Annotated in this window: 20 protein-coding genes, 1 tRNA gene, 1 other RNA gene and 1 riboswitch; of the genes, 12 read left to right on the forward strand and 10 right to left on the reverse strand. The window is 68.8% G+C overall.

All coding sequences use genetic code 11. The annotated features are described in order from the left end of the window. Positions 1-22 precede the first annotated feature (22 nt). Together H8F25_RS12920 and H8F25_RS12925 are read left to right on the forward strand one after the other, a co-directional pair. Complete coding sequence (locus H8F25_RS12920) at positions 23-1,024, forward strand: cysteine synthase A (RefSeq protein ID WP_197210763.1); 1,002 nt, start codon at positions 23-25, stop codon at positions 1,022-1,024. Then, the gene (locus H8F25_RS12925; RefSeq protein WP_231596831.1) at positions 1,024-3,222 is read left to right on the forward strand and encodes a protein kinase; all 2,199 of its coding nucleotides are present in this window, start codon (positions 1,024-1,026) and stop codon (positions 3,220-3,222) included. The genes H8F25_RS12920 and H8F25_RS12925 overlap by 1 nt, the downstream gene beginning before the upstream one ends. A gap of 158 nt (positions 3,223-3,380) precedes the next feature. Here H8F25_RS12925 and smpB read toward each other — a convergent pair whose 3' ends face one another. Continuing rightward, positions 3,381-3,881: an SsrA-binding protein SmpB gene (gene smpB, locus H8F25_RS12930; protein WP_197210764.1), complete on the reverse strand. Its 501-nt coding sequence runs from the start codon at positions 3,879-3,881 to the stop codon at positions 3,381-3,383. Positions 3,882-3,986: 105 nt separating this feature from the next. Here smpB and ruvB point away from each other — a divergent pair, with 105 nt between their 5' ends. The 6 genes from ruvB (at position 3,987) to thiC (ending at position 10,581) form a co-directional block, all read left to right on the forward strand. After that, positions 3,987-5,189: a Holliday junction branch migration DNA helicase RuvB gene (gene ruvB / locus H8F25_RS12935; protein WP_370525743.1), complete on the forward strand. Its 1,203-nt coding sequence runs from the start codon at positions 3,987-3,989 to the stop codon at positions 5,187-5,189. 370 nt (positions 5,190-5,559) lie between these two features. Continuing rightward, on the forward strand, positions 5,560-6,291 hold the full coding sequence (locus H8F25_RS12940; RefSeq protein WP_231597375.1) for a tetratricopeptide repeat protein: 732 nt from the start codon (positions 5,560-5,562) through the stop codon (positions 6,289-6,291). Positions 6,292-6,343: 52 nt separating this feature from the next. Next, the gene (locus H8F25_RS12945; RefSeq protein WP_231597376.1) at positions 6,344-7,540 is read left to right on the forward strand and encodes an amidohydrolase; all 1,197 of its coding nucleotides are present in this window, start codon (positions 6,344-6,346) and stop codon (positions 7,538-7,540) included. A gap of 47 nt (positions 7,541-7,587) precedes the next feature. Further along, on the forward strand, positions 7,588-7,809 hold the full coding sequence (locus tag H8F25_RS12950; protein WP_197210765.1) for a DUF3188 domain-containing protein: 222 nt from the start codon (positions 7,588-7,590) through the stop codon (positions 7,807-7,809). 246 nt (positions 7,810-8,055) lie between these two features. Further along, complete coding sequence (locus H8F25_RS12955; RefSeq protein ID WP_197210766.1) at positions 8,056-8,688, forward strand: HEAT repeat domain-containing protein; 633 nt, start codon at positions 8,056-8,058, stop codon at positions 8,686-8,688. A 269-nt stretch (positions 8,689-8,957) separates the two neighbouring features. Further along, positions 8,958-9,074, forward strand: a riboswitch (TPP riboswitch). Positions 9,075-9,201: 127 nt separating this feature from the next. Continuing rightward, on the forward strand, positions 9,202-10,581 hold the full coding sequence (gene thiC / locus H8F25_RS12960) for a phosphomethylpyrimidine synthase ThiC (protein ID WP_197210767.1): 1,380 nt from the start codon (positions 9,202-9,204) through the stop codon (positions 10,579-10,581). Between the two features lie 267 nt (positions 10,582-10,848). On the opposite strand, the gene tkt is transcribed toward thiC, so the two are convergent. The 3 genes from tkt to acpP all read right to left on the reverse strand — a co-directional run bounded on the left by tkt (position 10,849) and on the right by acpP (position 14,436). Beyond that, on the reverse strand, positions 10,849-12,855 hold the full coding sequence (tkt, locus tag H8F25_RS12965; RefSeq protein ID WP_197210768.1) for a transketolase: 2,007 nt from the start codon (positions 12,853-12,855) through the stop codon (positions 10,849-10,851). Between the two features lie 83 nt (positions 12,856-12,938). Continuing rightward, positions 12,939-14,186 carry a beta-ketoacyl-ACP synthase II gene (fabF, locus tag H8F25_RS12970; RefSeq protein ID WP_197210769.1) on the reverse strand — a complete coding sequence of 416 codons (1,248 nt, stop codon included), beginning with the start codon at positions 14,184-14,186 and terminating at the stop codon, positions 12,939-12,941. A 7-nt stretch (positions 14,187-14,193) separates the two neighbouring features. After that, positions 14,194-14,436 (reverse strand): acyl carrier protein, encoded by a 243-nt coding sequence (gene acpP, locus H8F25_RS12975; protein WP_197210770.1) that lies wholly within the window; start codon positions 14,434-14,436, stop codon positions 14,194-14,196. Positions 14,437-14,728: 292 nt separating this feature from the next. On the opposite strand from acpP, the gene psaC reads away from it, so the two are divergent. Both psaC and glmS read left to right on the forward strand, forming a co-directional pair. Then, entirely contained in the window at positions 14,729-14,974 is a 246-nt protein-coding gene (psaC, locus tag H8F25_RS12980) for a photosystem I iron-sulfur center protein PsaC (protein WP_006042515.1), read from the forward strand. 137 nt (positions 14,975-15,111) lie between these two features. Then, positions 15,112-17,034 carry a glutamine--fructose-6-phosphate transaminase (isomerizing) gene (gene glmS, locus H8F25_RS12985; RefSeq protein ID WP_197210771.1) on the forward strand — a complete coding sequence of 641 codons (1,923 nt, stop codon included), beginning with the start codon at positions 15,112-15,114 and terminating at the stop codon, positions 17,032-17,034. 785 nt (positions 17,035-17,819) lie between these two features. Here the strand turns inward: glmS and H8F25_RS12990 are convergent. After that, positions 17,820-19,316, reverse strand: a complete 1,497-nt coding sequence (locus H8F25_RS12990; RefSeq protein ID WP_197210772.1) for a mannose-1-phosphate guanylyltransferase/mannose-6-phosphate isomerase — start codon at positions 19,314-19,316, stop codon at positions 17,820-17,822. Between the two features lie 65 nt (positions 19,317-19,381). Next, on the reverse strand, positions 19,382-19,954 hold the full coding sequence (rimM, locus tag H8F25_RS12995) for a ribosome maturation factor RimM (RefSeq protein ID WP_197210773.1): 573 nt from the start codon (positions 19,952-19,954) through the stop codon (positions 19,382-19,384). Between the two features lie 448 nt (positions 19,955-20,402). Between rimM and H8F25_RS13000 the strand changes: the two genes are divergently transcribed. Continuing rightward, positions 20,403-20,582: an NAD(P)H dehydrogenase subunit NdhS gene (locus tag H8F25_RS13000; RefSeq protein WP_197210774.1), complete on the forward strand. Its 180-nt coding sequence runs from the start codon at positions 20,403-20,405 to the stop codon at positions 20,580-20,582. Between the two features lie 266 nt (positions 20,583-20,848). Here the strand turns inward: H8F25_RS13000 and H8F25_RS13005 are convergent, their stop codons facing one another. Together H8F25_RS13005 and rnpB are read right to left on the reverse strand one after the other, a co-directional pair. Next, positions 20,849-21,637: a ribonuclease III family protein gene (locus tag H8F25_RS13005; RefSeq protein ID WP_197210775.1), complete on the reverse strand. Its 789-nt coding sequence runs from the start codon at positions 21,635-21,637 to the stop codon at positions 20,849-20,851. Between the two features lie 85 nt (positions 21,638-21,722). Continuing rightward, an RNA gene (gene rnpB / locus H8F25_RS13010) (RNase P RNA component class A) lies at positions 21,723-22,149 on the reverse strand. Positions 22,150-22,296: 147 nt separating this feature from the next. On the opposite strand from rnpB, the gene H8F25_RS13015 reads away from it, so the two are divergent. Further along, positions 22,297-22,370, forward strand: a tRNA-Arg gene (locus tag H8F25_RS13015). Between the two features lie 703 nt (positions 22,371-23,073). Here H8F25_RS13015 and H8F25_RS13020 read toward each other — a convergent pair. Together H8F25_RS13020 and H8F25_RS13025 are read right to left on the reverse strand one after the other, a co-directional pair. Further along, positions 23,074-24,603 carry an IS5 family transposase gene (locus tag H8F25_RS13020; protein WP_231596832.1) on the reverse strand — a complete coding sequence of 510 codons (1,530 nt, stop codon included), beginning with the start codon at positions 24,601-24,603 and terminating at the stop codon, positions 23,074-23,076. Between the two features lie 100 nt (positions 24,604-24,703). Beyond that, the gene (locus H8F25_RS13025) at positions 24,704-25,357 is read right to left on the reverse strand and encodes an HD domain-containing protein (RefSeq protein ID WP_197210776.1); all 654 of its coding nucleotides are present in this window, start codon (positions 25,355-25,357) and stop codon (positions 24,704-24,706) included. Between the last annotated feature and the right edge of the window lie 89 nt (positions 25,358-25,446).

The raw sequence follows: 25,446 nt of genomic DNA on the forward strand, positions 1-25,446 counted from the left end.
CGACGACCGGACAGGCCAGGACATGAGCGGCATCTGCGCAGGCTTCACCGATGCCGTCGGCCACACGCCCCTCATTCGCCTGCGGGCGCTCAGCGACCTCACCGGCTGCGAGATCCTCGGCAAGGCCGAGTTCATGAACCCCGGCGGCTCGGTCAAGGACCGGGCGGCCCTGGGGATCCTGCTGGAGGCGGAGGCCGCCGGCGCGCTGCGCCCCGGCGGCACCGTGGTGGAGGGCACCGCCGGCAACACCGGTATCGGTCTGGCGCATCTGTGCAATGCCCGCGGCTACCGCTGCCTGATCGTCATCCCCGAAACCCAGTCGGCCGAGAAGATCGGCCTGTTGCGCAGCCTCGGTGCCGAGGTGCGCACGGTGCCGGCCGTGCCCTACGCCGATCCCAACAACTACGTCAGGCTCTCCGGCCGCATCGCCGAGGAGACACCCGGCGCGGTGTGGGCCAACCAGTTCGACAACCTCGCCAACCGCCGCGCCCACTTCAACAGCACCGGTCCCGAGATCTGGGAGCAGTGCGAGGGCAAGGTGGATGCCTGGGTGGCGGCCACGGGCACCGGCGGCACCTATGCCGGTGTGGCTCTGTTTCTCAAGGAGCGCAGTGAGACGGTGCGCTGCGTGCTCGCCGATCCCCACGGCAGTGCCCTCTACAACTGGGCCACCCGCGGTGAGCTGCGCAGCGAGGGCAGCTCGATCACGGAGGGCATCGGCAACAGCCGCGTCACCGCCAACCTGGCCGATGCCCCGATCGATGACGCCGTGCGCATCGACGATCAGAGCGCCCTGGAGACGATCTATCAGCTGCTCTGGAAGGAGGGCCTGTTCCTGGGGGGGTCGGTGGGAATCAACGTGGCGGCGGCGGTGGAGACGGCCCGCCGGCTGGGCCCTGGCCACCGCATCGTCACCGTGCTCTGCGACGGCGGTGATCGCTATCGCTCCCGCCTCTACGACGGCGGCTGGCTGGCGGGCCGCGGCCTGCGCCAGCCCCAGCGGAGTGCTGGGGAGCCGGCCTGATGACGGATTCCATGGTTCCCGGCCGGCTGATCGGTGAGCGCTACCGCCTGGAGCGCCAGCTGAGCGCCGGCGATGACATGGGCGTCGCCGCTTCGGCGCAGGGCACTCTCTGGCTGGCGCGCGACCAGCTGGCGGCCGAGGCCCCCTGTGCTCTTCGCCGGATTGCGGTGGACCATCAGCCGCGCGCCCGGGAGATCTGGGCCCGGCTGCAGGGGGTCCTGCATCCGCAGGTGCCCCGGCTCGGACCGGCCCTCACTGAAGGGGAGGAGCTCTGGCTGGTGCGCGAATGGCAGGCCGGCCGCAGCTATGGCCAGATGCTGGCTGCCCGGGCCGAGCGCCAGATGGTGTTCGGGGCCGGAGAGGTGCTGCTGCTGCTGCGTCAGCTGCTGCCCGTGCTCGCGGCCCTGCATAGCCAGGACCTGCTGCACGGCGATCTCAGCCCAGACAATCTGCTGCGCCGCGACAGCGACGGCCTGCCCGTGCTGCTCGATTTCGGTCTGGTGCGCGGCACGGCGGCCACGGCGGGCGACGGCGTCGAACCGCTCGGAGCCACCCCCGGCTATGCCCCGCCCGAGCTGTTGCAGGGTGAGCCGGCGGAGCCCTGGATGGATCTCCATGCGCTGGGGGTGGTGGCCCTGGTGCTGCTCAGCGGCGACCCGCCGGCGGAGCTGCTCGATCCGGTGACCCTCCAGTGGCGCTGGCCCGTGGCGCTCGAGCAGGAGCCGGCCCTTCGCGAACAGCTGCAGCGTCTGCTCGAGCGCGATCCCTCCAGCCGTTTCGCCTCCGCGGCCCAGGCGCTGCAGGCCCTGCAGGCGCTGGAGGTGCCCGAGAGCACCGGCCCGGTGCCCCGGGCGGATCGCACCGTGATGTTGGTGCCGCCTGAGGCGCCCCCGCTGGAGCTGCCCTCCCCCTCGCCAGCTCCACCGTCGCCGCCGTCCGTGCCGGAGCCCGATGGCGACCAGGATCCGGAGACGGGCGATGGCCTCGTCGCCGAGTCGCAGGATCGTGATCCACAGCCCGGGGAACGCCGCTCCGCTCAGGCCGCTGACTCCGAGGCGGCGGCTTCGCTGTCTGCTTCGGGTGTCGTCGCGTTGCCCCAGCCGGTGGCGCCGCGGCCGCGCAGCCGCGATGACGAGCGGGAGGCGGCGGCGGAGGGAGGGCTCTGGCCCGTGCTGGTGGCCCTGGTGTTCTCGGCTGTGGTGGGCACGGCGATCGGCTGGTGGTGGCTGGGTGGCGGTCGGGTCGCGGGTCCGCGGGTCGAGCCCACCAGTGAGCAGCCCGCCACCCTGCCCCCCGGCGAGGTGGACCAGCGTCAGCAGCTGCTCGATCGCCTGCGTGCCCTGCAGGTGGACCGCGGCTGGTTCCTGAGACTGGTGGATGCCAGCCTGCTGGCCCAGTACCCCGAACGCCGCGGCCGGTCGCCGGACGACAGCCTTGAGGATGCGCCGCTGCGCCGGGTCTGGAATGAACTCGCCGAGGACTGGCTGGCGCGGGTCCAGCAGCTGCCCCTGTCGCTGCGCCAACGCCTCGGCAGCCTCCAGGACGCCGACTGGAAGCGGCGTCAGGAGGGCCTGCTGCGGCAGGGGATCGCCGAGCCCGTGCTGCGCCGTCTGGTGTCGGCCAGCGTCCGCGGTCTGTTGCCCGGCCGCTCCGGCGAGACCATGCCGGATGAGCCGTTCCGACAGCTCTGGTATGCGGCCGCCGATCAGGTGCTGGAGAACCTGCGCATCGAACCGATCGAGGCCAGCTCTGCCACCACCCAGGTCCTTTCCGCCGAGGTGCCCGCCGGAGGCGCCCGTCTGTTCGTGATCCGGTTGCCGGCGAACCATGGCCTGGCCCTGGGCGTCAACGGCACGCCACTGCTGCAGATGAGCCTCTACGCCGCCGATGGTGCTTCCCTGGAGGCCAGCGGACCGCTGCGGGTGGTGAGCATCCCAGCCGGCAAGGCCGCTTCGCCCGTGCAGCTGATCGTCAGCAACGACGGCGTGGCCTCGGCCCCGATCAGTCTGTCGCTGCGGGCTGATCCGCCGCCTGCGCCGGTGCCCCCGGCCGCCGTTCCGCCCACCCTGCCGGAGACCCAGCCATCCCAGCCGGGGAGCCCGGATTCGCCGCCGGGCGGTGAGGGCGCGCCGGCACCGGATGATTCCGCTCCCGCGGCACCGGCCGAGGAGCAGAGCGGCACGCAGGAGAACCCCTGAAGGCCCGGCGCTTCAGCCGAATGCGGCACCAGGCGCCTCCCCCCTGCAGCTCAGACCGCGCCTGGGCAGGCAGAGGCCGTCGATGGCGGTACGGCTTGGCAGCCTCCGGCCTCCGAGCGCGGGCGTGCAGGGCTGAGCCCGGGCATGTCGCTGCCCGCTCAGTAGCGAGCGATCGCGGCGCGGGCTTCCTTCGCCTCGGTCTTGCGCTTCTCCTCGTGGCGCTTGTCGTGCAGCTTGCGGCCCTTGCCCAGGCCCAGGGTCACCTTGATCCAGGAGCCCTTGAGATGCACGTTGAGGGGGATCAGGGTGAGGCCCTTCTGCTCGAGGGCGACGCGCAGCTTGTCGATCTCCTTGCGGTGGGCGAGCAATCTGCGCACCCGCAGCGGCTCGTGATTGAAGAAGCGACCGGCGTGGCTGTGGGGCGAGATGTGCACGTTGTGCAGCTGCAGCTCGCCATTGCGGATCAGGCAGAAGCCGTCGCGCAGGTTGCACTGGCCGGCCCGGATCGACTTCACCTCCGTGCCCAGCAGCTCGATGCCGCATTCGAGCGTCTCGAGGATCTCGTACTGATGGCGCGCGAAGCGGTTGTCCGCCAGCAGGCGGTGGGCCGGGTCCTGCGCCTTGCCGCCGCCACCCCTGCGGCCCGGTCCCTTCGCCATCGCCTGCCTGTGCTCCGCTGCGTCCCCCGACCCTAGTGGTCACGGATCGGCCGCACCCCCGCCCGGGCCGCGGTGCGGCTGGGCAGTCCCGGTACCCTGCTGGCCATGGCGATCGTCTCCTCCCAGCCGGGTTCCGTGCCGTCGCGCCGCCGCGGCGCTGTCGGTCGCGGCTCTGCAGGGCCACCGCCACCGGGCCGCGATCCGCTCCTCGATCCCCGCGTCGGCGAGGCGTTGGACCCACCGGATGGTCCGGCTGCCTTGCTCCCTGATGGGACCGCCGAGGCGATGGCAGACCTGCCGGCCGGTCAGCGGGAGGACGCCCCCCGCGAGGACAGCCCCCGCGAAGACACCCTCCGTCCCCGCCGCCTCGACGATTACATCGGCCAGAGCGAGCTCAAGCAGGTGCTGGCGATCGCGGTGGAGGCCACCCGTGGCCGCGGCGAGGCGCTTGACCACGTGCTGCTGCATGGCCCGCCGGGCCTGGGCAAGACGACGATGGCCCTCGTGCTGGCCGAGGAGCTGGGGGTGCGCTGCCGCATCACCAGTGCCCCCGCCCTTGAGCGCCCGCGCGACATCGTCGGTCTGCTGGTGAACCTGCAGCCCCGCGAGGTGCTGTTCATCGATGAGATCCACCGCCTCAACCGGGTGGCCGAGGAGCTGCTCTATCCGGCGATGGAAGACTTCCGCCTCGATCTCACCGTCGGCAAGGGCACCACGGCCCGTACCCGCACGCTGCCGCTGCCGCCCTTCACGCTGGTGGGCGCCACCACCCGCGCCGGATCGCTCAGCTCGCCGCTGCGCGATCGGTTCGGGCTGGTGCAGCGGCTGGAGTTCTACGGCCTCGACGACCTGCGGGCGATCGTCGAGCGGGCCGCCGGCCTGTTGCAGCTGCCGCTGGAGCCCGGTGCGGCGCTTGAGGTGGCGCGCCGCTGCCGGGGCACTCCGCGCATCGCCAACCGGTTGCTGCGCCGCGTCCGCGACGTGGCGGCGGTGCGGGGTCACGCGCGCATTCCGGCGGCGCTGGTGGAGGAGGCCCTGCAGTTGCATCGCGTCGACGGCCGCGGTCTCGATGCCTGCGACCGGCGCCTGCTCAACCTGCTTGCCCGGGCCCATGGCGGCGGTCCGGTGGGTCTGGAGACCCTGGCGGCGGGGCTGGGGGAGGACCCCACCACCCTCGAGACCGTGATCGAGCCCTTTCTGCTGCAGCTGGGCTTCCTGCAGCGCACGCCGCGGGGACGGGTGCTCACCGACGCCGGTCGCGCCCACCTCGAGAGCGGGGGCGGCCCTGAGGCGCTGGGTGCCGCATGAGCGCTCACGCCGGGGTGCCGCTCTCCGTAGCGTTTCCGTCTCTGAGAGCGCCCGGATTGGTCTGCCTCCCGCGTGTCATCCCTGTCGCAGGCAGCCATTTCGGGCCCCTCGTGCAGCGTTCCATCCCGTGACTCGCCGGCAGCCCTGGCTCCATTCCCTGCCCACGGGGCCTCGGCGCCATGCCGGGCTGAGTCCCCTGTTTCGCAGGGTGGTTGTCGTGCTGGGGCTGATCGGGTTGCTGTTCGGCGGCCTCGGTGCCTTTCCGCCGACCGCGCTGGCGCTCCCTGTCGCCCGCCCATCGCTGGCCCTGGGGGTAGAGCGATCGCTGCCGCTCATCGCTGCAGCCGTGACTCCCGGAGGACAGGAAGGTGTGCCTGTCTCCCCGGGCGGCGCTTCGCCGTCCGTGCCTGCTCTGTTCGAGCGGGCCCTGGCCGACAGCCGCGACGGCCGCTTCGCCGAAGCCCTGCCCCTGTGGGATCAGGTGCTGGAGATCGCCCCCGACGATGCACCGGCCTGGAGCAACCGCGGCAACGTGCGCCTGGCCCTGGGGGATCCCGAAGGAGCGATCGCTGATCAGGAGCGGGCGATGACGCTGGATCCCGCCAATCCCGATCCCCATCTCAACCGCGGCACCGCCGAGGAGGCGCTGGGCCGCTGGCAGGACGCGGCGGCGGACTACGACTGGATTCTGGAGCGCGATCCCGCCGACGCCTCCGCTCTGTACAACCTGGGTAATGTGCGGGGCTCCCTGGGCGACTGGCAGGCGGCCCGCACCAGCTTCGAGGCGGCAGCCGCCGCCCGGCCGGGCTTTGCGATGGCCCGCTCCAGTGCCGCCCTGGCAGCGTTTCAGCTGGGCGATCTCGAGGAGGCGGAACGGGAGCTGCGCTCCCTCATTCGCCGCTATCCCCTGTTCGCCGACGCCCGTGCCGGCCTCACCGCCCTGCTCTGGCAGCGGGGCGCCTCCGGCGAGGCCGAAAGCCACTGGGCCGCCGCCGCCGGTCTCGATCCGCGCTACCGCCAGGAAGAATGGCTGCTGCAGATCCGGCGCTGGCCGCCCCGGCCCGTGGCGGCGCTCGAGCAATTCCTGCATCTGGACAGCTGAGGTCCTTCCCGTGTTCGTTCCCGCCAGCCAGGTCACACTCCCATCGCCGCCGTTGTCGTGGCAGCAGCTGGGCCTGGAGCCTGTGCTCGCCGAGGTTCTGCCGGAGCTGCTGCTGCTCAGGCGCCACCTGCATCAGCATCCGGAGCTGAGCGGCCATGAGCAGCAGACTGCCGCGCTGGTGGCCGGCGAGCTGCGGAGCTGCGGCTGGCAGGTGCGCGAAGGTGTCGGCCGCACGGGCGTGGTGGCCGAACTGGGTCCGATCCAGCGGCCCGATGGCATGCCGGCCCCGCTGGTGGCCCTGCGGGTGGACATGGATGCACTGCCGATCGAGGAGCGCACCGAGCTCGACTACGCCTCCAGCCGTCAGGGGCTGATGCATGCCTGCGGCCATGACATCCACACGGCGGTGGGGCTCGGGGTGGCGAAGCTGCTGGCTGCGGTGTCCGATCAGCTCCGCAGCCGGGTGCGCTTGCTCTTCCAGCCGGCTGAGGAGACGGCCCAGGGGGCGGGCTGGATGAAGGCTGATGGGGCGATGGATGGGGTGCAGGCCCTGTTCGGCGTGCATGTGTTCCCCAGCCTGGCGGTGGGGAGCGTCGGGGTGCGCAGCGGCAGCCTCACGGCCGCAGCGGGCGAGATCGAGATCGAGGTGCTGGGCGAGAGCGGCCACGGTGCCCGCCCGCACCAGAGCACCGATGCGATCTGGATCGCCGCCCGGGTGGTCAGCGGCCTGCAGGAGGCGATCAGCCGCCGTCTCGATGCCCTGCATCCGGTGGTGGTGAGCTTCGGCCGGATCGAGGGGGGCAAGGCCTTCAACGTGATCGCCGACCACGTGCGCCTGCTCGGCACGGTGCGCTGCCTCGACCTGGAGCTGCATGCCCAGCTGCCCGGCTGGATCGAGGAGACGGTGCAGGCCCTCTGCCGCGGCCATGGCGGGGAGGCGCGCGTGCACTACCGCACGATCTCGCCGCCGGTGCATAACGATCCGGCCCTGACGGCCCTGGTGGCCGAGGCGGCGGTGGAGCTGCTGGGCCGCGAGCGGGTGCAGTGGCTGGAGCAGCCCTCGCTGGGGGCGGAGGATTTCGCCGAGCTGCTGGAGGGCACCCGCGGCACGATGTTCCGGCTCGGGGTGGCGGGGGCCCAGGGCTGCACGCCGCTGCACAGCAACACCTTCACTCCCGACGAGGACTGCCTGGCGGTGGGGGTGAAACTGCTCACGCTCAGCCTGCTGCGCTGGTCCCCCGAGCTGTGATCCGGCCTGCCGCTGTACCCGGGGCTCCCCAGGCGCCGCCGCCGGCGATGGGCCCGGCCTCCCGGCGCCGGGCGCTGTTGGCGCTGTCGTCGCCGCTGCTGATCCTGCTGGCGCTGGTGGCCCTGCTGCACCGCCCCGCCAGCGACCGCGTTCAGGCGCTGCCGGCCCTGGGCATCGGCATCGGCCTGCTGGCCACCAGCTGGCACCGCCGCCGCCAGCGCCGCCGCGAGCTGCTGCGTGCCCTGCGCGATGCGGATGGGCCGGGCTGAGGGGCTTCCACAGTTGGCGTCGTTGTTCTGGCCTGGAGTGCCCGCAAACCCGGGGCCGCTCGAGCTGCCGGATCCTGCCGATCCAGACTGAGGCAGGCAGCACGCCGCTGTGCCGATCCCCGCCGGCAGCCCGGGGCCTCCATCCGGAACGCCACCGCGGGTCCTTGCGCCACCGGTACCCTTCCGCACTGGCCCTGCGCCCTCCGGCTGCCCTCCCGCCCGTTTCTCCCTCCGCCGCCGGAATCCATGCCTCCCTCTGATCCGGATCACCCCAACGGTTCCGCTCCCGAGCCCGCCGATCTGGCCGCGCGCCGTGAGGCGATCGCCAGCGGTGATCCCTCCCGGGCCATGCCCGCTCTGGCGGGTCTGCGCGAGGTGAGCGCGGAGCAGGCGACGCCGCTGCTGCTGCTGGGCCTGGAGCAGAGCGCCTTCATGGTGCGTTCGCTGGCCTGCGCAGGGCTGGGGGTGAAGCGCAGCGAGGCCGGCTGGCAGGCCCTGGAGCGGGCCCTGCAGCACGACGAGGACGCCAATGTGAGGGCGGAGGCGGCCAATGCCCTGGCCAGCTACGGCGTGGAGCGCAGCTGGCCCTTGCTGCGGCAGGCCTTCGCCGACGATGCACAGTGGCTGGTGCGCTGCAGCGTGCTCTCGGCCCTGGCGGAGCAGCCCGAGATCCCGCTGGTCTGGTTGCTGGACCTGGCGGGACTGGCCCTGGCGGATGCCGACGGCACGGTGCGCGTGGGCGGGGCCGAGATCCTCGGCAGGCTCGTGCGCGAGGCGGAACCGGATCTGGCGGCTCAGGCGCGGGAGCGGTTGGCGCCGCTGCAGTCCGATCCGGACCATCGGGTGGTGGCTGCCGCGCTCAACGGTCTGCAGGGCTGAATCCAGTCCAGGGCGGGGACAGCCGCCAGCTCGGATGGGGGCCTGCCGACGCGCCCCCGTGCTGTACCGGAGCGTTCGTCAGGCGGTGCAGCGCTGCAGCGGGCCAGGGGGACAGTGAGGCAGGCAGGACGGCGCTGCATCGAGGACGCGCCCCGCTGCTTCCGTCGGCAGGATTGCCAGGACGACCATCGAAGGTGGCGGACGCGTCGGCGGCCGCAATGGCATCGGGCCGCGATGCAGCCTCTCCCGTTTCGGCCTTGCTAGGTTTCCGAAGCCACTAGGGGTGCCCGGCAGTCGCTTCCATCGCGATGGCCGACCGGGCTGAGATCACACCCTCCGAACCTGATCCGGGTCATGCCGGCGCAGGGAAGTGCTGGACGAACTCAGGCCACATCCCACCGCTGTTTCTCCGGTCCACCCCTGGCCGGGGCCCATGCAGCGGGGCCAGGACGGTGCTGCCACGGCTCAGCCCGGCACGCCGCCGCCGCAACTGTTCTTCCGCCACTGACCGTCATGCGCAGCGCCTGGATCGAGAAACGCCGTGGCCAAGCGAATGTGACCCAGCTCCACTACGCCCGGCAGGGTGTGGTGACCGAGGAGATGGCCCATGTGGCGAAGCGGGAGAACCTGCCCGAATCGCTGGTGATGGAGGAGGTGGCACGGGGCCGGATGATCATCCCCGCCAACATCAACCACGCCAACCTGGAGCCGATGGCCATCGGCATCGCCAGCAGCTGCAAGGTGAACGCCAACATCGGCGCCTCGCCCAACGCCAGTGATGTCAGCGAAGAGCTGAAGAAGCTCGAGCTGGCGGTGAAATATGGCGCCGACACGGTGATGGATCTCTCCACCGGTGGCGTCAACCTCGACGAGGTGCGCACGGCGATCATCAATGCCTCGCCGGTGCCGATCGGCACGGTGCCCGTGTATCAGGCCCTCGAGAGCGTGCATGGCTCGATCGAGAAGCTCTCGGAAGATGATTTCCTGCACATCATCGAGAAGCACTGCCAGCAGGGCGTTGACTACCAGACGATCCATGCCGGCCTTCTGATCGAGCATCTGCCCAAGGTGAAGGGCCGTCTCACCGGCATCGTCAGCCGCGGCGGCGGCATCCTGGCCCAGTGGATGCTGCATCACCACAAGCAGAATCCGCTTTACACCCGCTTCGACGACATCTGCGAGATCTTCAAGCGCTACGACTGCAGCTTCTCGCTGGGGGATTCACTGCGGCCCGGCTGCCTGCATGACGCCTCCGATGAGGCGCAGCTGGCCGAACTGAAGACGCTGGGTGAACTCACCCGTCGTGCCTGGAAGTATGACGTGCAGGTGATGGTGGAAGGTCCCGGCCACGTGCCGATGGATCAGATCGAGTTCAACGTGCGCAAGCAGATGGAGGAGTGCAGCGAGGCTCCCTTCTATGTGCTCGGCCCCCTGGTCACCGACATCGCCCCCGGTTACGACCACATCACCAGCGCCATCGGCGCGGCGATGGCCGGCTGGTACGGCACGGCGATGCTCTGCTACGTGACGCCCAAGGAGCACCTGGGTCTGCCCAACCCCGAGGATGTGCGCAATGGTCTGATCGCTTACAAGATCGCCGCCCACGCTGCCGATATCGCCCGCCATCGCCCCGGCGCCCGCGACCGCGACGATGAGCTGAGCCGCGCCCGTTACGCCTTCGACTGGAACAAGCAGTTCGATCTGTCGCTCGATCCCGAGCGGGCCCGCGAGTACCACGACGAGACCCTGCCTGCCGACATCTACAAGCAGGCTGAGTTCTGCTCGATGTGCGGTCCCAAGCACTGCCCGATGCAGACCAAGATCACCGACAAGGATCTGGAGGGGCTGGAAGAGGTGCTCAAGGCTCAGAAGTCCAGCGCAGCAGCGGGTTGAAGGGCCTGATCCAACGCAGATCACAGGTGGATCCAGTCGTAATGTTGATCTGAGAGATGCTCTCTCGGGTCAACATTGTTTTGTCCGGTTTGGCTGCGCCTCATCGGCTCACGTTGTCGATGACCTCTACTCCAGTCGCTATTTTTGCGACATGGGCACGGAGATCACTGTCGATCTCCAGTGAGGTTAGGCAGGTGGCATGAGGTCAATAAAAAGCCCCGCCGGACGGCGGGGCTTTGAACATATCTCAGGGATCGTCCGTCTGGATCAGCCCAGCCCCTTCGCAGTGGCGACCACGTTGTCGACGGTGAAGCCGAACTTCTCCATGCACAGCGGCCCAGGAGCCGAGGCGCCGAAGCGGTCGATCGAGACGGTGGCGCCTTCGAAGCCGGTGTACTTGTGCCAGCCGAAACTGCTGGAGGCTTCGACCACCACCCGCTTGCGGCAGGCTGCGGGCAGCACGCTCTCGCGGTAGGCGGCGTCCTGCTCCTCGAACAGCTCGACGCAGGGCATGGAGACGACGCGCACGTTACTGCCGTCAGCGCGCAGCTGGGCGGCAGCCTTGGTGCAGAGCTCCAGCTCGGTGCCGGTGCCGATCAGGATCAGATCAGGCGTGCCGTTGGAATCTTCGAGGATGTAGCCACCCTTGGCCACGGCTTCGGCGCTGGAGTTGTCCTGGTTGGCCATCGCCTGGCGGCTGAGGATCAGCACCGTCGGCCGCTTGCGGTTGGTGACGGCCACCTTGTAGGCGCCCATGGTCTCGTTGCCGTCACCGGGGCGGATCACCAGCATGTTGGGGATCGCACGCAGGCTGGCCAGCGTCTCGATCGGCTGGTGGGTGGGGCCGTCTTCGCCGAGACCGATCGAATCGTGGGTGAGCACGTAGATGGCGCCCAGTTCGCTCAGAGCCGACAGGCGCATGGCGCCCACCATGTAGCCCGCGAACACGGCGAAGGTGCCGCCGTAGGGGATCAGGCCGCTGCCGTGGTAGGCGATGCCATTCATGATGGCCGCCATGGCGTGCTCGCGCACCCCGAAGTGCAGGTAGCGATTGGCTTCACCCCCCTTCTGGAAGCTGGCTTCACCCTTGATGTCGGTGAGGTTGGAGTGGGTGAGGTCGGCGGAGCCGCCGATCAGCTCAGGAAGCTTCGGACCGAAGGCGTTGAGCGCGTCGTAGGAGTGCTGGCGGGTCGCCTTGCCCTTATCGGCGGAGGTGAAACTGGGCAGGGTTGAATCCCAGCCCTGGGGCAGCTCGCCTCGCAGCATCCGCTCGAATTCGGCGGATTCGGTGGGGTAGGCGCTGCGATAGGCCGCCAGGGCTTCGTTCCATTGCCCTTCGGCTGCCTCGCCGCGGCTGATCGCCTGACGCCAGTGGTCGTAGGCCTCCTGGGGCACCTCGAATTCGCCGTAGCTCCACTCCAGCTGCTTGCGGGTGAGCTCGGCTTCGTCGGCACCGAGAGCGGCCCCGTGGACGCCGGCCGTGTTGGCCTTGTTGGGCGAGCCGTAGCCAATGGTGGTGGTGACCTTGATGAGGCTGGGCTTGTCAGTGACGGCCTTGGCGGCCTCGATGGCCTTGCGGATGCCCTCAACGTCATGGTTGCCGTCGGCGACGTGCTGCACGTGCCAGCCGTAGGCTTCGTAGCGCTTGAGGACGTCTTCGGTGAAGGAGACGGCGGTGTTGCCGTCAATGGTGATGTGGTTGTCGTCGTACAGGGCGAGCAGCTTGCCCAGGCCCAGGTGGCCGGCCAGGGAGGCGGCTTCGCTGGAGACGCCCTCCTGGTTGCAGCCGTCACCCATCAGCACGTAGGTGTAGTGATCGACGAGGGTGTGGCCGGGGCGGTTGAACTTCGCCGCCAGATGGGCTTCGGCGATCGCCAGGCCGACGGCGTTGGAGATGCCCTGCCCCAGGGGGCCGGTGGTCACCTCAACACCGGGAGTTTCAAACGTTTCGGGGTGACCGGGGGTGCGCGAGCCCCACTGGCGGAACTGCTTGATGTCCTCCATCGTCACCGAGTCGTAGCCGGTGAGGTGGAGCAGTGCATAGAGCAGCATGCAGCCATGGCCGGCCGACAGCACGAAGCGGTCGCGGTTGAACCACTTCGGATTGTGCGGGTTGTGGCGCAGCACCTTGTCCCACAGGGCGAAGGCCATGGGGGCACAGCCCATCGGCAGACCCGGGTGGCCGGAGTTCGACTTGTTGATCGCGTCGACCGCCAGGAAGCGGATGCTGTTGATGCACAGACTTTCGACGGAGGTGGTGGGGGCGACGACCATGGCTGGGGGCTTGGCGTAAGGGGTAGGGGAGAGCGCTCGGGCTGGGGCCTGCTGGCGCGGGCCGCTCCGGATCGATGATCCGGTCAGGACATCCGGCGGAAGGCGAGGCAGACATTGTGGCCGCCGAACCCGAAGGAGTTGGAGAGCACCACGTTCACGTTGTGCTCGCGGGCCTCGTTGGGAACGACATCCAGATCACAGGCGGGATCGGGATTGCTGTAGTTGATCGTAGGTGGCACCAGGTTGTGGGTGATCGCCAGCACCGAGGCCACGGCCTCGATGCCACCGCTGCCGCCCAGCAGGTGTCCCGTCATCGACTTGGTGGAGCTCACCGGGATCCGGTAGGCGTGCTCGCCGAGGGCCGTCTTGATGGCGGCGGTCTCGTTGCTGTCGTTGGCCTGGGTGCTGGTGCCGTGGGCGTTGATGTAGTCGACCGCTTCCGCTGCCAGGCGGGCGTCCACCAGTGCCAGACGGATCGCCTCAGCGCCGCCGCTGCCGCCGGGGGCCGGCGCGGTGATGTGATGGGCGTCGCAGGTGGTGCCGTAGCCCACAACCTCAGCCAGGATGGTGGCGCCGCGCGCCTGGGCGTGCTCCAGGGCCTCGAGCACCAGGACACCGGCCCCTTCGCCGATCACGAAGCCATTTCGTTCCGCGTCGAACGGTCGTGAGGCCGTGGCTGGATCATCGTTGCGGAACGACAGGGCCTTGGCACTGGCGAACCCAGCCACTCCCAGAGGAGTGATCGCTGATTCGGCGCCCCCGCAGACCATGGCATCGGCCAGGCCGAGCTGGATCTGGCGGTAGGCATCCCCGATGGCGTTGGAGCCTGCGGCGCAGGCGGTGGCCACGGCGCTGCTCGGCCCCTTGGCCCCCAGGGCGATCGCCGCAAGGCCGGTGGCCATGTTGGGGATCATCATCGGCACGCAGAACGGGCTGACGCGGTCCGGGCCGCGGTCCGCCAGCACGTGTGCCTGCGTCTCCATCATCAGCAGGCCGCCGACGCCGGAGCCGATCGACACCCCGACACGGCCCTGGTTGCTCTCATCAATGGTCAGGCCGGCAGCGGCCACGGCCTGCTTGGCGGCCACGACGCCGAACTGGCAGAAGCGGTCCCAGCGCTTGGCCTCCTTCGGTTCCAGCCAGCCGGATGGATCGAAGCCCTTGACCTCAGCTGCGAAGCGGCAGGCGTGACGCGAGGCATCGAACAGGGTGATCGGGCCGACGCCGTTGCTCCCCTTGCTCAATCCGTCCCAGTACGCGGCGACGTCGTTGCCGATCGGTGTGACCGCGCCCAGGCCGGTGACGACGACGCGGCGGAGTCCCTCCACCATGGACGCCTCAGGCCTGCTTGTCCTGGATGTACTTGACGGCATCGCCCACGGTGGCGATGCCTTCGGCGGCTTCGTCGGGGATCTCGATGTCGAAGGCCTCTTCCAGGGCCATCACCAGCTCAACGGTGTCGAGCGAGTCGGCGCCCAGATCATTCTGGAAGTTGGACTCGGGCTTCACCTCGCCGGCATCGACGCTGAGCTGCTCGGCAACGATCGAGCGCACTTTCTCGTAGATCGCTTCCTGGGACATGGCCGCTGTGTGAGAGGCCGCATCCTACGGGTCGCCCTGTCGGCCTCCCCCGGGGCTGTGAACAAGGGTGACGGGGTGTGGCGCCCTGTGCGGCCCCGCCGGAGACCTTGGGTACGGTGAGCGCCACGCCGTACGTCCGTCGGCGCCTGTGCACGTCTGGTTTCCAGATTCTCCTGGAAGCAGTCATCCCCGCACCGCAGGTCGCGCATCAGCGTTTCCCACGCGTCCGCTCCGGCCCCTCCGCTCCAAAGCTCAACGCTTCCTCAACCGCAGAGAACACGCCCCGAGGCCCATGTCCCACGCTGTCAAGATCTACGACACCTGCATCGGCTGCACCCAGTGCGTGCGCGCCTGCCCCCTTGATGTCCTCGAGATGGTGCCCTGGGATGGCTGCAAGGCCGGACAGATCGCCTCCTCCCCCCGTACCGAGGATTGCGTCGGCTGCAAGCGCTGCGAGACCGCCTGCCCCACCGACTTCCTCAGCATCCGCGTCTATCTCGGCGACGAGACGAGCCGTTCGATGGGCCTGTCTTACTGACCCCACCACAATTCTTTGCGGCAATGGTGGCTGCGGCTTCGTTCAGGACAAGCCGTTGCCGCCTCACCTTCTGCCCATAAGCTCAGGCCCGGCCCCGCCGGGCTTTTTTTGGGCTCCCCTCCGCAAGACGCCTTCCTATGTGCGGCATCGTTGCCCTGATCGGCTCCCGCGAGGCGGCTCCCCTGCTGTTGGAGGGTCTGCGGCAGCTGGAATACCGCGGTTACGACTCGGCCGGCATCGCCACCGTCGACGCGGCCGGTCTGCACTGCCTCAAGGCCGAGGGCAAGCTGGTCAATCTCACGGCGCGCTTCGATGAGCAGGGCGCTTCGGGGCAGTGCGGCATCGGGCATACCCGCTGGGCCACCCACGGCAAGCCGGAGGAGCGCAACGCCCACCCCCACCTCGATGGCAGCGGCCGGCTGGCGGTGGTGCAGAACGGCATCATCGAGAACCATCGAACCCTGCGCGAGGAGCTGCAGGCCGAGGGGGTGGTGTTCCGCTCCGAGACCGACACCGAGGTCATCCCCCATCTGATCGCCCGACGGCTGAAGGAACTGGGCCGGGACGGCACTCCTCCCGACCCTTTGCGGCTGCATCAGGCCGTGCAGGACGTGTTGCCGCGCCTGCATGGTGCCTATGCCCTGGCGGTGGTGTGGGCGGAGGTGCCAGGGGTGCTGGTGGTGGCCCGCCGTCAGGCGCCGCTGCTGATCGGCCTGGGCGAAGGCGAGTTTCTCTGCGCCAGCGACACCCCCGCTCTGGCCGGCTTCACGCGCACGATCCTGCCCCTGGAGGACGGTGAGACGGCGCTGCTGACGCCCCTCGGCATCGAGCTCTACGACGAGGCGCGACGGCGGGTGATGCGCGCCCCTAGCCTGCTGAGCGGCACCGAGCACGTCGCCGACAAGCGCAGCTTCCGCCACTTCATGCTCAAGGAGATCCATGAGCAGCCGGAGACGGCGGCGCTCTGGGTGGCGCGCCATCTGCCGGCTGGAGGCTCCGGGTCGATGCCCTCGGCGGAGGGGCTGTCGCTGGTGGCCCTGCCGCTCGAGGACTCCCTCTACGACGGCGTGGAACGCATCCAGATCCTGGCCTGCGGCACCAGCCGCCACGCCGCCCAGGTGGGTGCCTACCTGCTGGAGCAGCTGGCGGGCCTGCCGACCTCGGTGCACTACGCCAGCGAGTTCCGCTACGCACCGCCGCCGCTGGTGCCGCACATGCTCACCATCGGTGTCACCCAGTCCGGGGAGACGGCCGACACCCTGGCGGCCCTGGCGATGGAACAGGAGCGGCGCCAGCTGATGGCCGACCCCGCCTACGCGCCTCGACTGCTGGGAATCACCAACCGGCCTGAGAGTTCGCTGGGGCGCCTGGTACCCCACATCCTTGATATCGGCGCCGGCATCGAAGTGGGGGTGGCCGCCACCAAGACCTTCCTGGGGCAGCTCCTCGCTTTCTATGGGCTGGCGATCGCCTTCGCCGAGCGGCGCGGCCATGTGTCCGGTGGGCCGGAACCGGCACGGTTGCAGGCGCTGGTCGAGCAGCTGCGGGCGCTGCCGGCCCTGCTCACGGCGCTGGTGGAGGACCACGACCGCCGCTGCGCCGAACTGGCCCACCTGTTCGCTGATACCCAGGACGTGATCTTCCTGGGACGTGGCATCAACTATCCGATCGCGATGGAGGGGGCTCTCAAACTCAAGGAGATCAGCTACATCCATGCCGAGGGGTATCCCGCCGGCGAGATGAAGCATGGCCCGATCGCCCTGCTTGATGCGCGCGTTCCGGTGGTCTCGATCGCGGTGCCGGGATCGGTGTTCGACAAGGTGCTCTCCAATGCCCAGGAGGCCAAGGCCCGGGACGCCCAGCTGCTGGGGGTGGCTCCCGCCTGCCCGGACACCGAACAGCTGTTCGATCTGCTGCTTCCGCTGCCCGAGGTGGATGAGCTGCTCAGTCCCCTGCTGACGGTGATCCCGATGCAGCTGCTCAGCTATCACATCGCCGCCCATCGCGGCCTCGATGTCGATCAGCCGCGCAATCTGGCCAAGAGCGTCACAGTGGAATAGTGGGACAGGGGGTTGCCGCTGATGGCGGCCGCGGTGCGGCCTTGACATCAGCGGCAACCCCCTGCCGGGGAGGGGGAAGAGGAAGAGGCGGGCTGCGGGGTCTGGTGGATGGCGCAGGGCTCTGGGGAGCGGGAGAAGGGGCCGGGAGCCTGCGGGATGTGGCGCTGCGCGCGGCCCGGGGGGTGTGGGCGCAAGGGGTGGCGGTCGCTGCGCTTCGCCGCCCTGGGGGGAGGGGAGCGTCTGGGGGGCAGAGGATTGGAGGCTGGGGCGTTTGATGTTCGCTGTGCTCCGTTTCCTGGAACCTGCTGTGTCTGGGTGGGTTTCAGGCGACCCGGGTCGGCCTGCAGGTGGCGATGCGCGAGATCACGGTGGTGCTGGGTGCTGGAGCGGCGACAACTCGAATCGGACTCTTGCCCGGATGTTGCATCAGCGCTGGGGATGCATGCAGAGGAGGCGCAGCCAGTCGCCGTCGCGCAGGGCCACGGCGCGGCAGCGGCGGCTGATCTGATCGACGGGATGGAGCCAGGGCTGCCGCGCGCTGCGCAAGGGGCCCGCACTGGCTGCCGGCGACGGAGATGGAAGGGAGTCAGGGCGATCGCCCCTGGGGCCTTTGCCGCTCTTGATCCGCTTTCGGCGCGGCCCTTGCTGCCACGTCCATCGGGCGCCTGCAGGAGAGCAGGCTTCGCAGCCCTGTCCAGCTTCGTCCGGGTGCGGGCCGAGCCGGTGGGGCGGGCTGACGTGGCGGTGCCGGCGTGTGTGTCGGGATGGCCGGTCTGGCCGTTGGGTCAGCCGGGCTGGGAGGTGAGGGCGGCCGGGATGGTGAGATCGCTGGGCCGGTCGCTGCGGCCGTAGCGGTCCTCAAAGCGCACGATGTCGTCTTCGCCCAGGTAGGGGCCGCTCTGCACCTCGATCATCTCCACCGGGATCTTGCCGGGATTGGAGAGGCGATGTTTCGCGCCCAGGGGGATATAGGTGCTCTGGTTCTCGCCCACCAGCTCCCGTGTCCCGTCCTTCTCCACCAGAGCGGTGCCCTTGACCACGATCCAGTGCTCGGCGCGGTGGTGATGCATCTGCAGGGACAGGCAGGCGCCGGGATTGACGACGATCTTCTTCACCTGCCAGCGGTCTCCCTCGGTGATGCCGTCGTAGGAGCCCCAGGGGCGATAGATGCGGCGGTGCGCCTTGCTTTCAGGCGCACCCGAGCGCTCCAGCAGCCCCACGATCGTCTTGACGTCCTGGGCCCGGTCCCGCTGGGCCACCAGCACCACGTCGTCGGTCTCGACCACCACCAGGTTCTCGACGCCCAGGCCCACCACGAGGCGGTGCTCGCTGCGCAGATAGCAGTTGCGGCTGTCCTCGCTGATCACCCGCCCGCGCAGCACGTTGCCGTCGGCGTCCTGATCGGCGGTCTCCCACAGGGCGCTCCAGCTGCCCACATCGCTCCAGCCCGCATCCAGCGGCAGCACGGATCCGCGGTCGGTCTTCTCCATCACCGCCACGTCGATCGCGACGTTGGGGCAGTGGGCGAAGGCCTCGCGTTCCAGGCGCAGGAAGTCCAGGTCGGTGGCCTCCAGTTCCAGGGCGTTGCGGCAGGCGCTCACCACCTGGGGTGCATGGCGCTCCAGTTCGGCCAGGATGGCGCTGGCCCGGAACAGGAACATGCCGCTGTTCCAGGTGAAGCGGCCGCTGGCCAGGAACCCTTCGGCGGTGGCACGGTCGGGCTTCTCCACGAAGCGGTGGATCGGCACCGGCACGCCGATCGACCTGCCGGCCTCGCCCAGGCTTTCGGCAGCCTCGATGTAGCCGTAGCCGGTCTCCGGCGCGGTGGGCACGATGCCGAACGTCACCAGCTGGCCCGCTTCGGCGGCGGCGCGGCCGGCCTCCACCGTGGCCCGGAAGCGTTCGGCCTCGCGGATCACGTGGTCGGCCGCGAGCACCAGCAGCAGCGGATCCTCCCCGCCGGCGGTGGCTCTCAGCGCGGCGACCGCCACGGCCGGTGCGGTGTTGCGGCCCATCGGCTCGAGCACGATCGCCGCCGGATCCACGCCGATCTGGCGCATCTGCTCGGCGACGATGAAGCGGTGGTCCTCGTTGCAGATCAGCAGCGGCGGTGCAAGGCCCTCCAGGCCTCGCAGGCGCAGCTGGGTCTGCTGCAGCAGGGTCTCGTCACCACCACCGGCCAGGGGCCAGTACTGCTTGGGGTAGGTGGCCCGCGACAGGGGCCACAGGCGGGTGCCGGTGCCGCCGCAGAGGATGACCGGAACCAGGGTGGATGGGGCCATGGCTGGTGTCGTCCTTGCCGATGGGTGGCGGCTCCATTCAACCGGAGCCGCTTCGGTGCTGCCGCTCAGAGTTCCAGGAGGCCCGGGGGCGGGGTGAGGCCGACCCAGCCCTGCTCGAGCTGCACCTCCGGCACGATCGCCTCGACGAAGGGAATCAGCAGGCGGCGGCCGTCCTCGCTCCGCTCGATCTCCAGCAGGTCGTTGCCGCCGTGGATCAGGTCGGTGACCCTGCCGAGCACGGTGCCCTCCGGCAGCAGCCGCACCTCCAGCCCCACCAGATCGAGCACGTGAAATTCCCCCGGCTCCAGCGGCGGCCGGTCGGAGGCGTCCACCAGCAGGTGATGTCCCACCAGGGCTTCGGCGCTGCTGCGGTCATCGCAGCCCTCCAGCCGCACCACATACAGCTCCTTGCCGGGCAGCTGGCGGCCGGACAGCAGCCTGGTCGTCCGCACCTCCCCCTGGCGGGAGCGCAACCAGCGGGGGCCGGGTCGGGTGAAGCGTTCGGGGAAGTCGCTCAGCGGCAGCACCCGCAGCTCGCCGCGCAGGCCCTGGGCCGCCACCAGTCGGCCCACCTCCATCAGTTCCGGCGGCGCAGCACCGTCCGGGAGGGCGCTGGCGGAAGGCGAGGGATCGGGCATCGCTGTGGCGGCGCGGGCGCATGCGGTGGCTTCAGTCTCCTGTCCGGAGTCCCCCGGTGTCCGCGACCCGGCTGGCGGTGCCGGCGATGGCTCCGGCAGCCAGCGCAGCGGGCCTTTCCAAGGCATCCGTTGCTGGAGGCTTGCTGGGGTTGCCGGCGGGACGGGTCGCGGGTTGGGGGGCGCCCTGGCGCTCCATCGGATGCGGTGACGTCCGCCGCGGCCTCATCTGCCCGCGCCGTTTCGATGGCCTGGCTTCTGATGCGTGAGGACCGGGTGCCGTTCGTGCTGCCGTGCCGACGTCTGAGGGTGTCCCTGGCGCTTGCCTGTCTCGCCGTGCGGCGACAGAAGGGCTCGCCTCACAGGGTCTGCGGCAGGGCTCGGTGAGTTCTGATCCCCAACCCCAGCCGCAGGCTGCCGATAATGGCCCTCTCACTCCGTTGCCAGTTCCATGGCCAGCGCCCCGATCCTGCCCGGCTCCACGGTCGTGGTGCGCGACCGCACCTCCATCTACAACGGCTACCGCGGCTTCGTGCAGCGCATCAGCGGCTCGCGGGCGGCGGTGCTGTTCGAGGGCGGCAACTGGGACAAGCTGATCACCCTGCCGCTGGCCACGATCGAAGCCGTCTGACGCGGACGCTCGCGGCGCAGGGATCGAGAAGGCCAGCAGAGGGAGCGCCACGCTGATCACCGAATCAACAGGGGCTGCAGCGAGGCGGCGCGCGTAGCCGGCTTCAGGTGAGCGAAGTTGGCGTTCACGGGAGGCTGCGGCCGGGGACTGGCCCGGATGGCATGCAGGGATGGTTGCGGCCGGCTGAGTGAGCCGTGGATCGATCCCCTGGCGGCTGGAGGAACAGGCTGCGGGATCTGCCGGTCACCCGCCGCTGTGCGGCGGGCTCAGCCCTGAGCACCGGGCTGCTTGTCTGCGCCGCTGATCCCCAGGGCCTCCAGGGCGGCCCGGGCGGCCTGCTGTTCGGCCTCACGGCGCGACCCGCCCCAGCCCTCGGCCTCCAGGGGGCGACCGCCAGCCCGGCCGCCCTCCAGCCGCACCGTGCAGTGAAAGCGGCGCGGATCGCCATGGGCGCGGCTGCGCTCGCGGCAGCTGTAGGCGGGCAGGCCCAGCCGCTGACCCTGGCTCCATTCCTGCAGCCCCGACTTCCAGTTGTGGCGCAGGGGGTCGGCCAGCAGCACGGCGCTGGCCTGCCGCCAGTGGGGATCGAGCCAGTGTTGCACCGCCTTCAGGCCTCCTTCGGCGCCCCCCCAGCCCTCATAGACCGCCCCCACCAGTGCCTCGCAGCATTCGGCCCGCAGCGTCGCCCTGGCGGCCTGATCGCCGGCGGCCACGGCGCCGATGCGCAGCACCGCCTCCAGATCCAGCCGCTCCGCCAGCTCGGCGAGCCAGCGGTCGCTCACCAGCTGGGCTCGCAGCGACGAGCACCGGCCAACACTCAGGCTGGGATGCTCGCGCTGCAGGAAGGCGGCGGCGGCCAGGCGCAGCACGGCATCGCCGAGAAACTCCAGCGCCTCGTGGTTGCGCCGCAGCCCTGCGGAGGTGTGTGACAGGGCCTCATCCACCAGCTCCAGGCGGCGGCGGCAGGTGCCGCTCTGCGGGCCTCCTGCGGCGGCGGGATCGAGGTCGAGCCGGCGCAGGAAGGCCAGCAGCTGGGATCGGCGCTCAGGTGGCATGGCACGGGGGGCGCTGAGCGCATCATCCCTGGCCGGCGCGGGCACGGCTGCGCTCCGCTGTGCGGCGCCCCTGGCCAGGAGAAGGGGGTGAAAGCAGGACGTAAGCCGGGTTCTGTTCTCCGGATCCGCCCGAGGGCAGGGCCGGAGGGTGATCATCTGTCTGGGACCGCCGTTACCGGCGGCCTCGAGCGGCACATGGAAGTCGGGACGGGGAAGTCGGCCAACCGTTGTCCCTGGGCCTTGCTCCCGGCCGGGGTTTACCGAGCCGGCACCTCTCGATGCCGCTGGTGCGCTCTTACCGCACCTTTGCACCCTTGCCTGATCCCCACCAACGCCGCAGCGGCAGCGGAGCCATCGGCGGTGTGTTTCTGTGGCACTGTCCTCACGGTCACCCGCACTGGGCGTTACCCAGCAGGCCTGGCCGTTCGGGAGCCCGGACTTTCCTCAACCGGCCCCGCCACCGCGCCGAAGGCACGGCAGACGCGCCGATCGCGATCACCTCGCCTGCTTTCACAGGCAATCTACGGGGGGTGCCGCCGCCTTCCTCCTCCGACAGGGAGGCTGACGCAGGGACGGCCCTGCATGAACTCGCCGCTCCCCGGCCTCTTATCGTCGGAAACGTCTGACGTGGCGCCTGCTCGCTGCGGCCCAGGCCACCCGGGGCTGTAGCTCAGCCGGATAGAGCGACGGTTTCCTAAACCGTAGGTCGTGGGTTCGAGTCCCGCCAGCCCCGTTCTCGGAAACCTCGGTCACCCCAAGGGTTTTCAGGGAAGACAAGCCCCGGAAACGGCCTCTCCTCACCCCTTCCCGTCAGGCAAAAAGCCAGGCAGAACGGCACGGATCGACCACGATCAGGCAAGTGGTCAGGCCAATCCGGTGCCCCCCTCCGACCCCTGGCTCAGCTGCCAGAACGCTGCTCTGCAGCTGAAAGGGCATGGGGTCACCCTCGATGTGGCGGGTGCCCGGAGCTGAGCCCAGGCAGCACCGCATCAGCACGGGCCTTGCCTATCCGGATCACGCCAGTCCCTTGCCCTTCCGGCCGAGTGGATTGAGCGCTGGTCGCTGCTGGGGATTCGCTGCTGGCGGCTCTTTTCGATGGACACTTCCGCCGGCTGCGGGATGACAACCACGTTGATCCGCACCGGATCTTGGTCTGGGATCGGCTTCGAGAGCCTGTGATCCAGGCGCTGCCGTTCCTGGAACTGTTGGGGTGTTACCCCTGCGGCGACGCCGAGGAAGCCCAGTGGTGCTGTCCCGGGTACTGCCCCGCTGAGCCCTGGGCCGCGGCAGGCGCTGAAGCCATGGCTCACACACCCTGCAGGGGTCAGGACTGCCTGCGGCGTTCGGGATAGCCCGCCGTGTAGGGCTTCCTGAGAAAGTGAGAGGGAGGTCAAGCTGTCAAAGAGCCGAGCCTGAGTGAGGCGGAGACTGGCCGTTCATGTGGGGCTGAGATGAGTGCTCACACACACGAATGGGGACCCCTTGCCTGGTTGATTGCACAGGAGAAGTTGCAGCCAGGACGCAAAAAGAACAAAAAGAAGCTCCAGCAGCTTCTCGAGGTTCATCACCAGAATATTGAGTGCAATGGTTGAACCCTGGGTCACAGCGAGCTTCTCACGAATCAGGCCCAGTCCAAAACGCCTCTTGCCTTGGCCGATCTTGCCTTCAACGGCATTCCTTTGGCGCTGGTCATCGATGAACTGCTGCTTCTCGGCAGCCACCAATTCAGGATCGTTCTTCGGCCGTCCAAGTCGCGGGCCACTCAAACGGATTCCATGGCGCTGGCAGAAGGCACGGTTCGATCTTGTGCGGTAGATCTGGTCAGCACAAATCACCATCGGATAGTGACCATGGCGACGCCGATAGGAAATCGCTTGACCCTTGAGGTCTTCTCCTTCGTTGTAGGGGTCATAACTCAGGCGATCGAGGAAGGTGAATCCCTCGCCGGTGACAGAGATTGAGATCTTGGCTCCGAACTCAACATTGCAACGAGCTTTCCCGCGGACAATCGGCCTGATATGTGCCTGGCAGAGGCTGACGATGCGATCTGGGATGCTTCTGCTGTCTGCGTGATAGAGAATAGTCTGCTGGCGGACCAGCTCGCTGATCACCAGCAACTTCCGGTAGATATGCCGTCCGGCGGCCAGAAGGCTGCCACCACAGGCGATCAGGGCGTCAACGCTTGCCAGATTCCGCTTGAGGTGACCAAGCTGCTGCTTGATCGCTTTGCGGATCTTGCTGATCCTTGGCTTCTTCTTTTTGGCCACTGCAAGAAACTGCTGCCTCGCCTTTTTGCGGTGTGTACGCGGCTTGTAGCCGAAGCGTTCCCTGACCTGGGGATGCATCGCATCAATCAGGATCTCAGTCACCTCCCTGGCTTCATTGAGCAGGGATAGATCGGTGGGATGACGGATATCCACCGGCGCACAGGTGGCATCGATCAAGAGTGAACCCTGATTCGGCTGCTTCTGCAAGGATGGCTTTGGTTGGTCGGGAGGACTGGTCGATCCGCCACTGCCGTCGTCATCCCCTGTGCCCTGGGGATCTGATGAGCGAATCATTTTCAGGCCGTGGCGCACAATCCTTTCATTGCATTCATTCACAATCGCTTCTGGCAAGCGCTTGCGGAAATACACCATCATCGATGGATCAAACGGCGCCGAAGACTGGAACGCTTCCAAGCCAATGAAAAACTGGAGATAGGGGTTTTCCTTGATCTGCTCCACCAGTTCTTCATCCGTGAGCCCGAGACGGGTCTTGATGATCAAGGCACCCAGTGCCATGCGAAAGGGTTTTGCCGGTGCTCCAAAGCCCTTACAGAATTGCGCTGCGTAGTCGTCCTCCAGTTCATCCCACGGAATGAGCTCAGCCAGCTTGATCCACCGATTATCACCGGAGAGTTTGCCGCCAAACGGCAGGAAGAAGTCTTCGAACGAGAGCTGATAACGATGCTCACGCCGATACATGTGGAAAACTCCGGACCGCTTTTGGGCTCAGATCAGCCCTTTCACGCACATTTTACCGTCAGAAACTGCCGAGATCCATTGCACTGCAGTGGATCTGCCCTTATTCAGGAAGCCCCGTGTAGTTCCCGGGCTCTGTTCCATCGGGCACCAGTGCCAGGTAGGCGGGGCTGGAGAGGATCTCCCGCACCGCTTCGCCCAGCAGCTCCACCGAGCGACTGGTCTCCAGACGCTGGCTGAAGATCTGGTGCAGGCTCTGCAGATACCAGGCAGAACCCTCGAGCCCTGCGTTGAACTTGCTCCACATGCCTGCGTCGCGGCGTGCATCAAGCACCATGTCGCGGGCGTTGTGGGCCTTGTCCGCGGCACTCACCAGCAGGGAATCGGGATCAGCTGTCTTGAGGTGCGCGATGTAGCGTTTTTTGCGCGTCAGCCACGGTTCCTTCCTGCCACCGACCTCCACGGGGCCGCTGGTGTCGGTGCAGTCGTCGACGATCCGCGCTACCCGCTCGCCGAATCGGGTGGCGATCTGCTCGCGGGTGATGCCGGCATCCTCGATGGCGTCATGGAGCAGCCCGGCAATGGCCTGGTCTTCCTCACCGCCGTCTTCCCAGATCAGGGCGCTGACGGTGATGAGGTGGGAGATGTACGGGACTTTCTTGCCCTTTCGCTGCTGGCGGCTATGCAGCTCGGCGGCCCAGCAAAGGGCTTCGGTGTAGCGCTGGCTGTGGGCTGGGGTCCTGTCGGTTTTGGTCATGGCTTGACGAGATCCCATCCAGATCGCCTGTTGCTGCCCCATGGGGCTTTGTGCCCTCCGCAAGCACCCGCCTTGCTCTTCCCTTCCCT

Source organism: Synechococcus sp. CBW1004 (assembly GCF_015840715.1).
GTDB lineage: Bacteria > Cyanobacteriota > Cyanobacteriia > PCC-6307 > Cyanobiaceae > Cyanobium.

Coding starts and splice junctions, on each gene's coding strand:
- H8F25_RS12920 (WP_197210763.1), top strand. CDS start 23: ATGAGCGGCATCTGCGCAGGCTTCACCGATGCCGTCGGCCACACGCCC.
- H8F25_RS12925 (WP_231596831.1), top strand. CDS start 1,024: ATGACGGATTCCATGGTTCCCGGCCGGCTGATCGGTGAGCGCTACCGC.
- smpB (WP_197210764.1), bottom strand. CDS start 3,881: ATGGCGAAGGGACCGGGCCGCAGGGGTGGCGGCGGCAAGGCGCAGGAC.
- ruvB (WP_370525743.1), top strand. CDS start 3,987: ATGGCGATCGTCTCCTCCCAGCCGGGTTCCGTGCCGTCGCGCCGCCGC.
- H8F25_RS12950 (WP_197210765.1), top strand. CDS start 7,588: ATGGGCCCGGCCTCCCGGCGCCGGGCGCTGTTGGCGCTGTCGTCGCCG.
- H8F25_RS12955 (WP_197210766.1), top strand. CDS start 8,056: ATGCCTCCCTCTGATCCGGATCACCCCAACGGTTCCGCTCCCGAGCCC.
- thiC (WP_197210767.1), top strand. CDS start 9,202: ATGCGCAGCGCCTGGATCGAGAAACGCCGTGGCCAAGCGAATGTGACC.
- tkt (WP_197210768.1), bottom strand. CDS start 12,855: ATGGTCGTCGCCCCCACCACCTCCGTCGAAAGTCTGTGCATCAACAGC.
- fabF (WP_197210769.1), bottom strand. CDS start 14,186: ATGGTGGAGGGACTCCGCCGCGTCGTCGTCACCGGCCTGGGCGCGGTC.
- acpP (WP_197210770.1), bottom strand. CDS start 14,436: ATGTCCCAGGAAGCGATCTACGAGAAAGTGCGCTCGATCGTTGCCGAG.
- psaC (WP_006042515.1), top strand. CDS start 14,729: ATGTCCCACGCTGTCAAGATCTACGACACCTGCATCGGCTGCACCCAG.
- glmS (WP_197210771.1), top strand. CDS start 15,112: ATGTGCGGCATCGTTGCCCTGATCGGCTCCCGCGAGGCGGCTCCCCTG.
- H8F25_RS12990 (WP_197210772.1), bottom strand. CDS start 19,316: ATGGCCCCATCCACCCTGGTTCCGGTCATCCTCTGCGGCGGCACCGGC.
- rimM (WP_197210773.1), bottom strand. CDS start 19,954: ATGCCCGATCCCTCGCCTTCCGCCAGCGCCCTCCCGGACGGTGCTGCG.
- H8F25_RS13000 (WP_197210774.1), top strand. CDS start 20,403: ATGGCCAGCGCCCCGATCCTGCCCGGCTCCACGGTCGTGGTGCGCGAC.
- H8F25_RS13005 (WP_197210775.1), bottom strand. CDS start 21,637: ATGCCACCTGAGCGCCGATCCCAGCTGCTGGCCTTCCTGCGCCGGCTC.
- H8F25_RS13020 (WP_231596832.1), bottom strand. CDS start 24,603: ATGTATCGGCGTGAGCATCGTTATCAGCTCTCGTTCGAAGACTTCTTC.
- H8F25_RS13025 (WP_197210776.1), bottom strand. CDS start 25,357: ATGACCAAAACCGACAGGACCCCAGCCCACAGCCAGCGCTACACCGAA.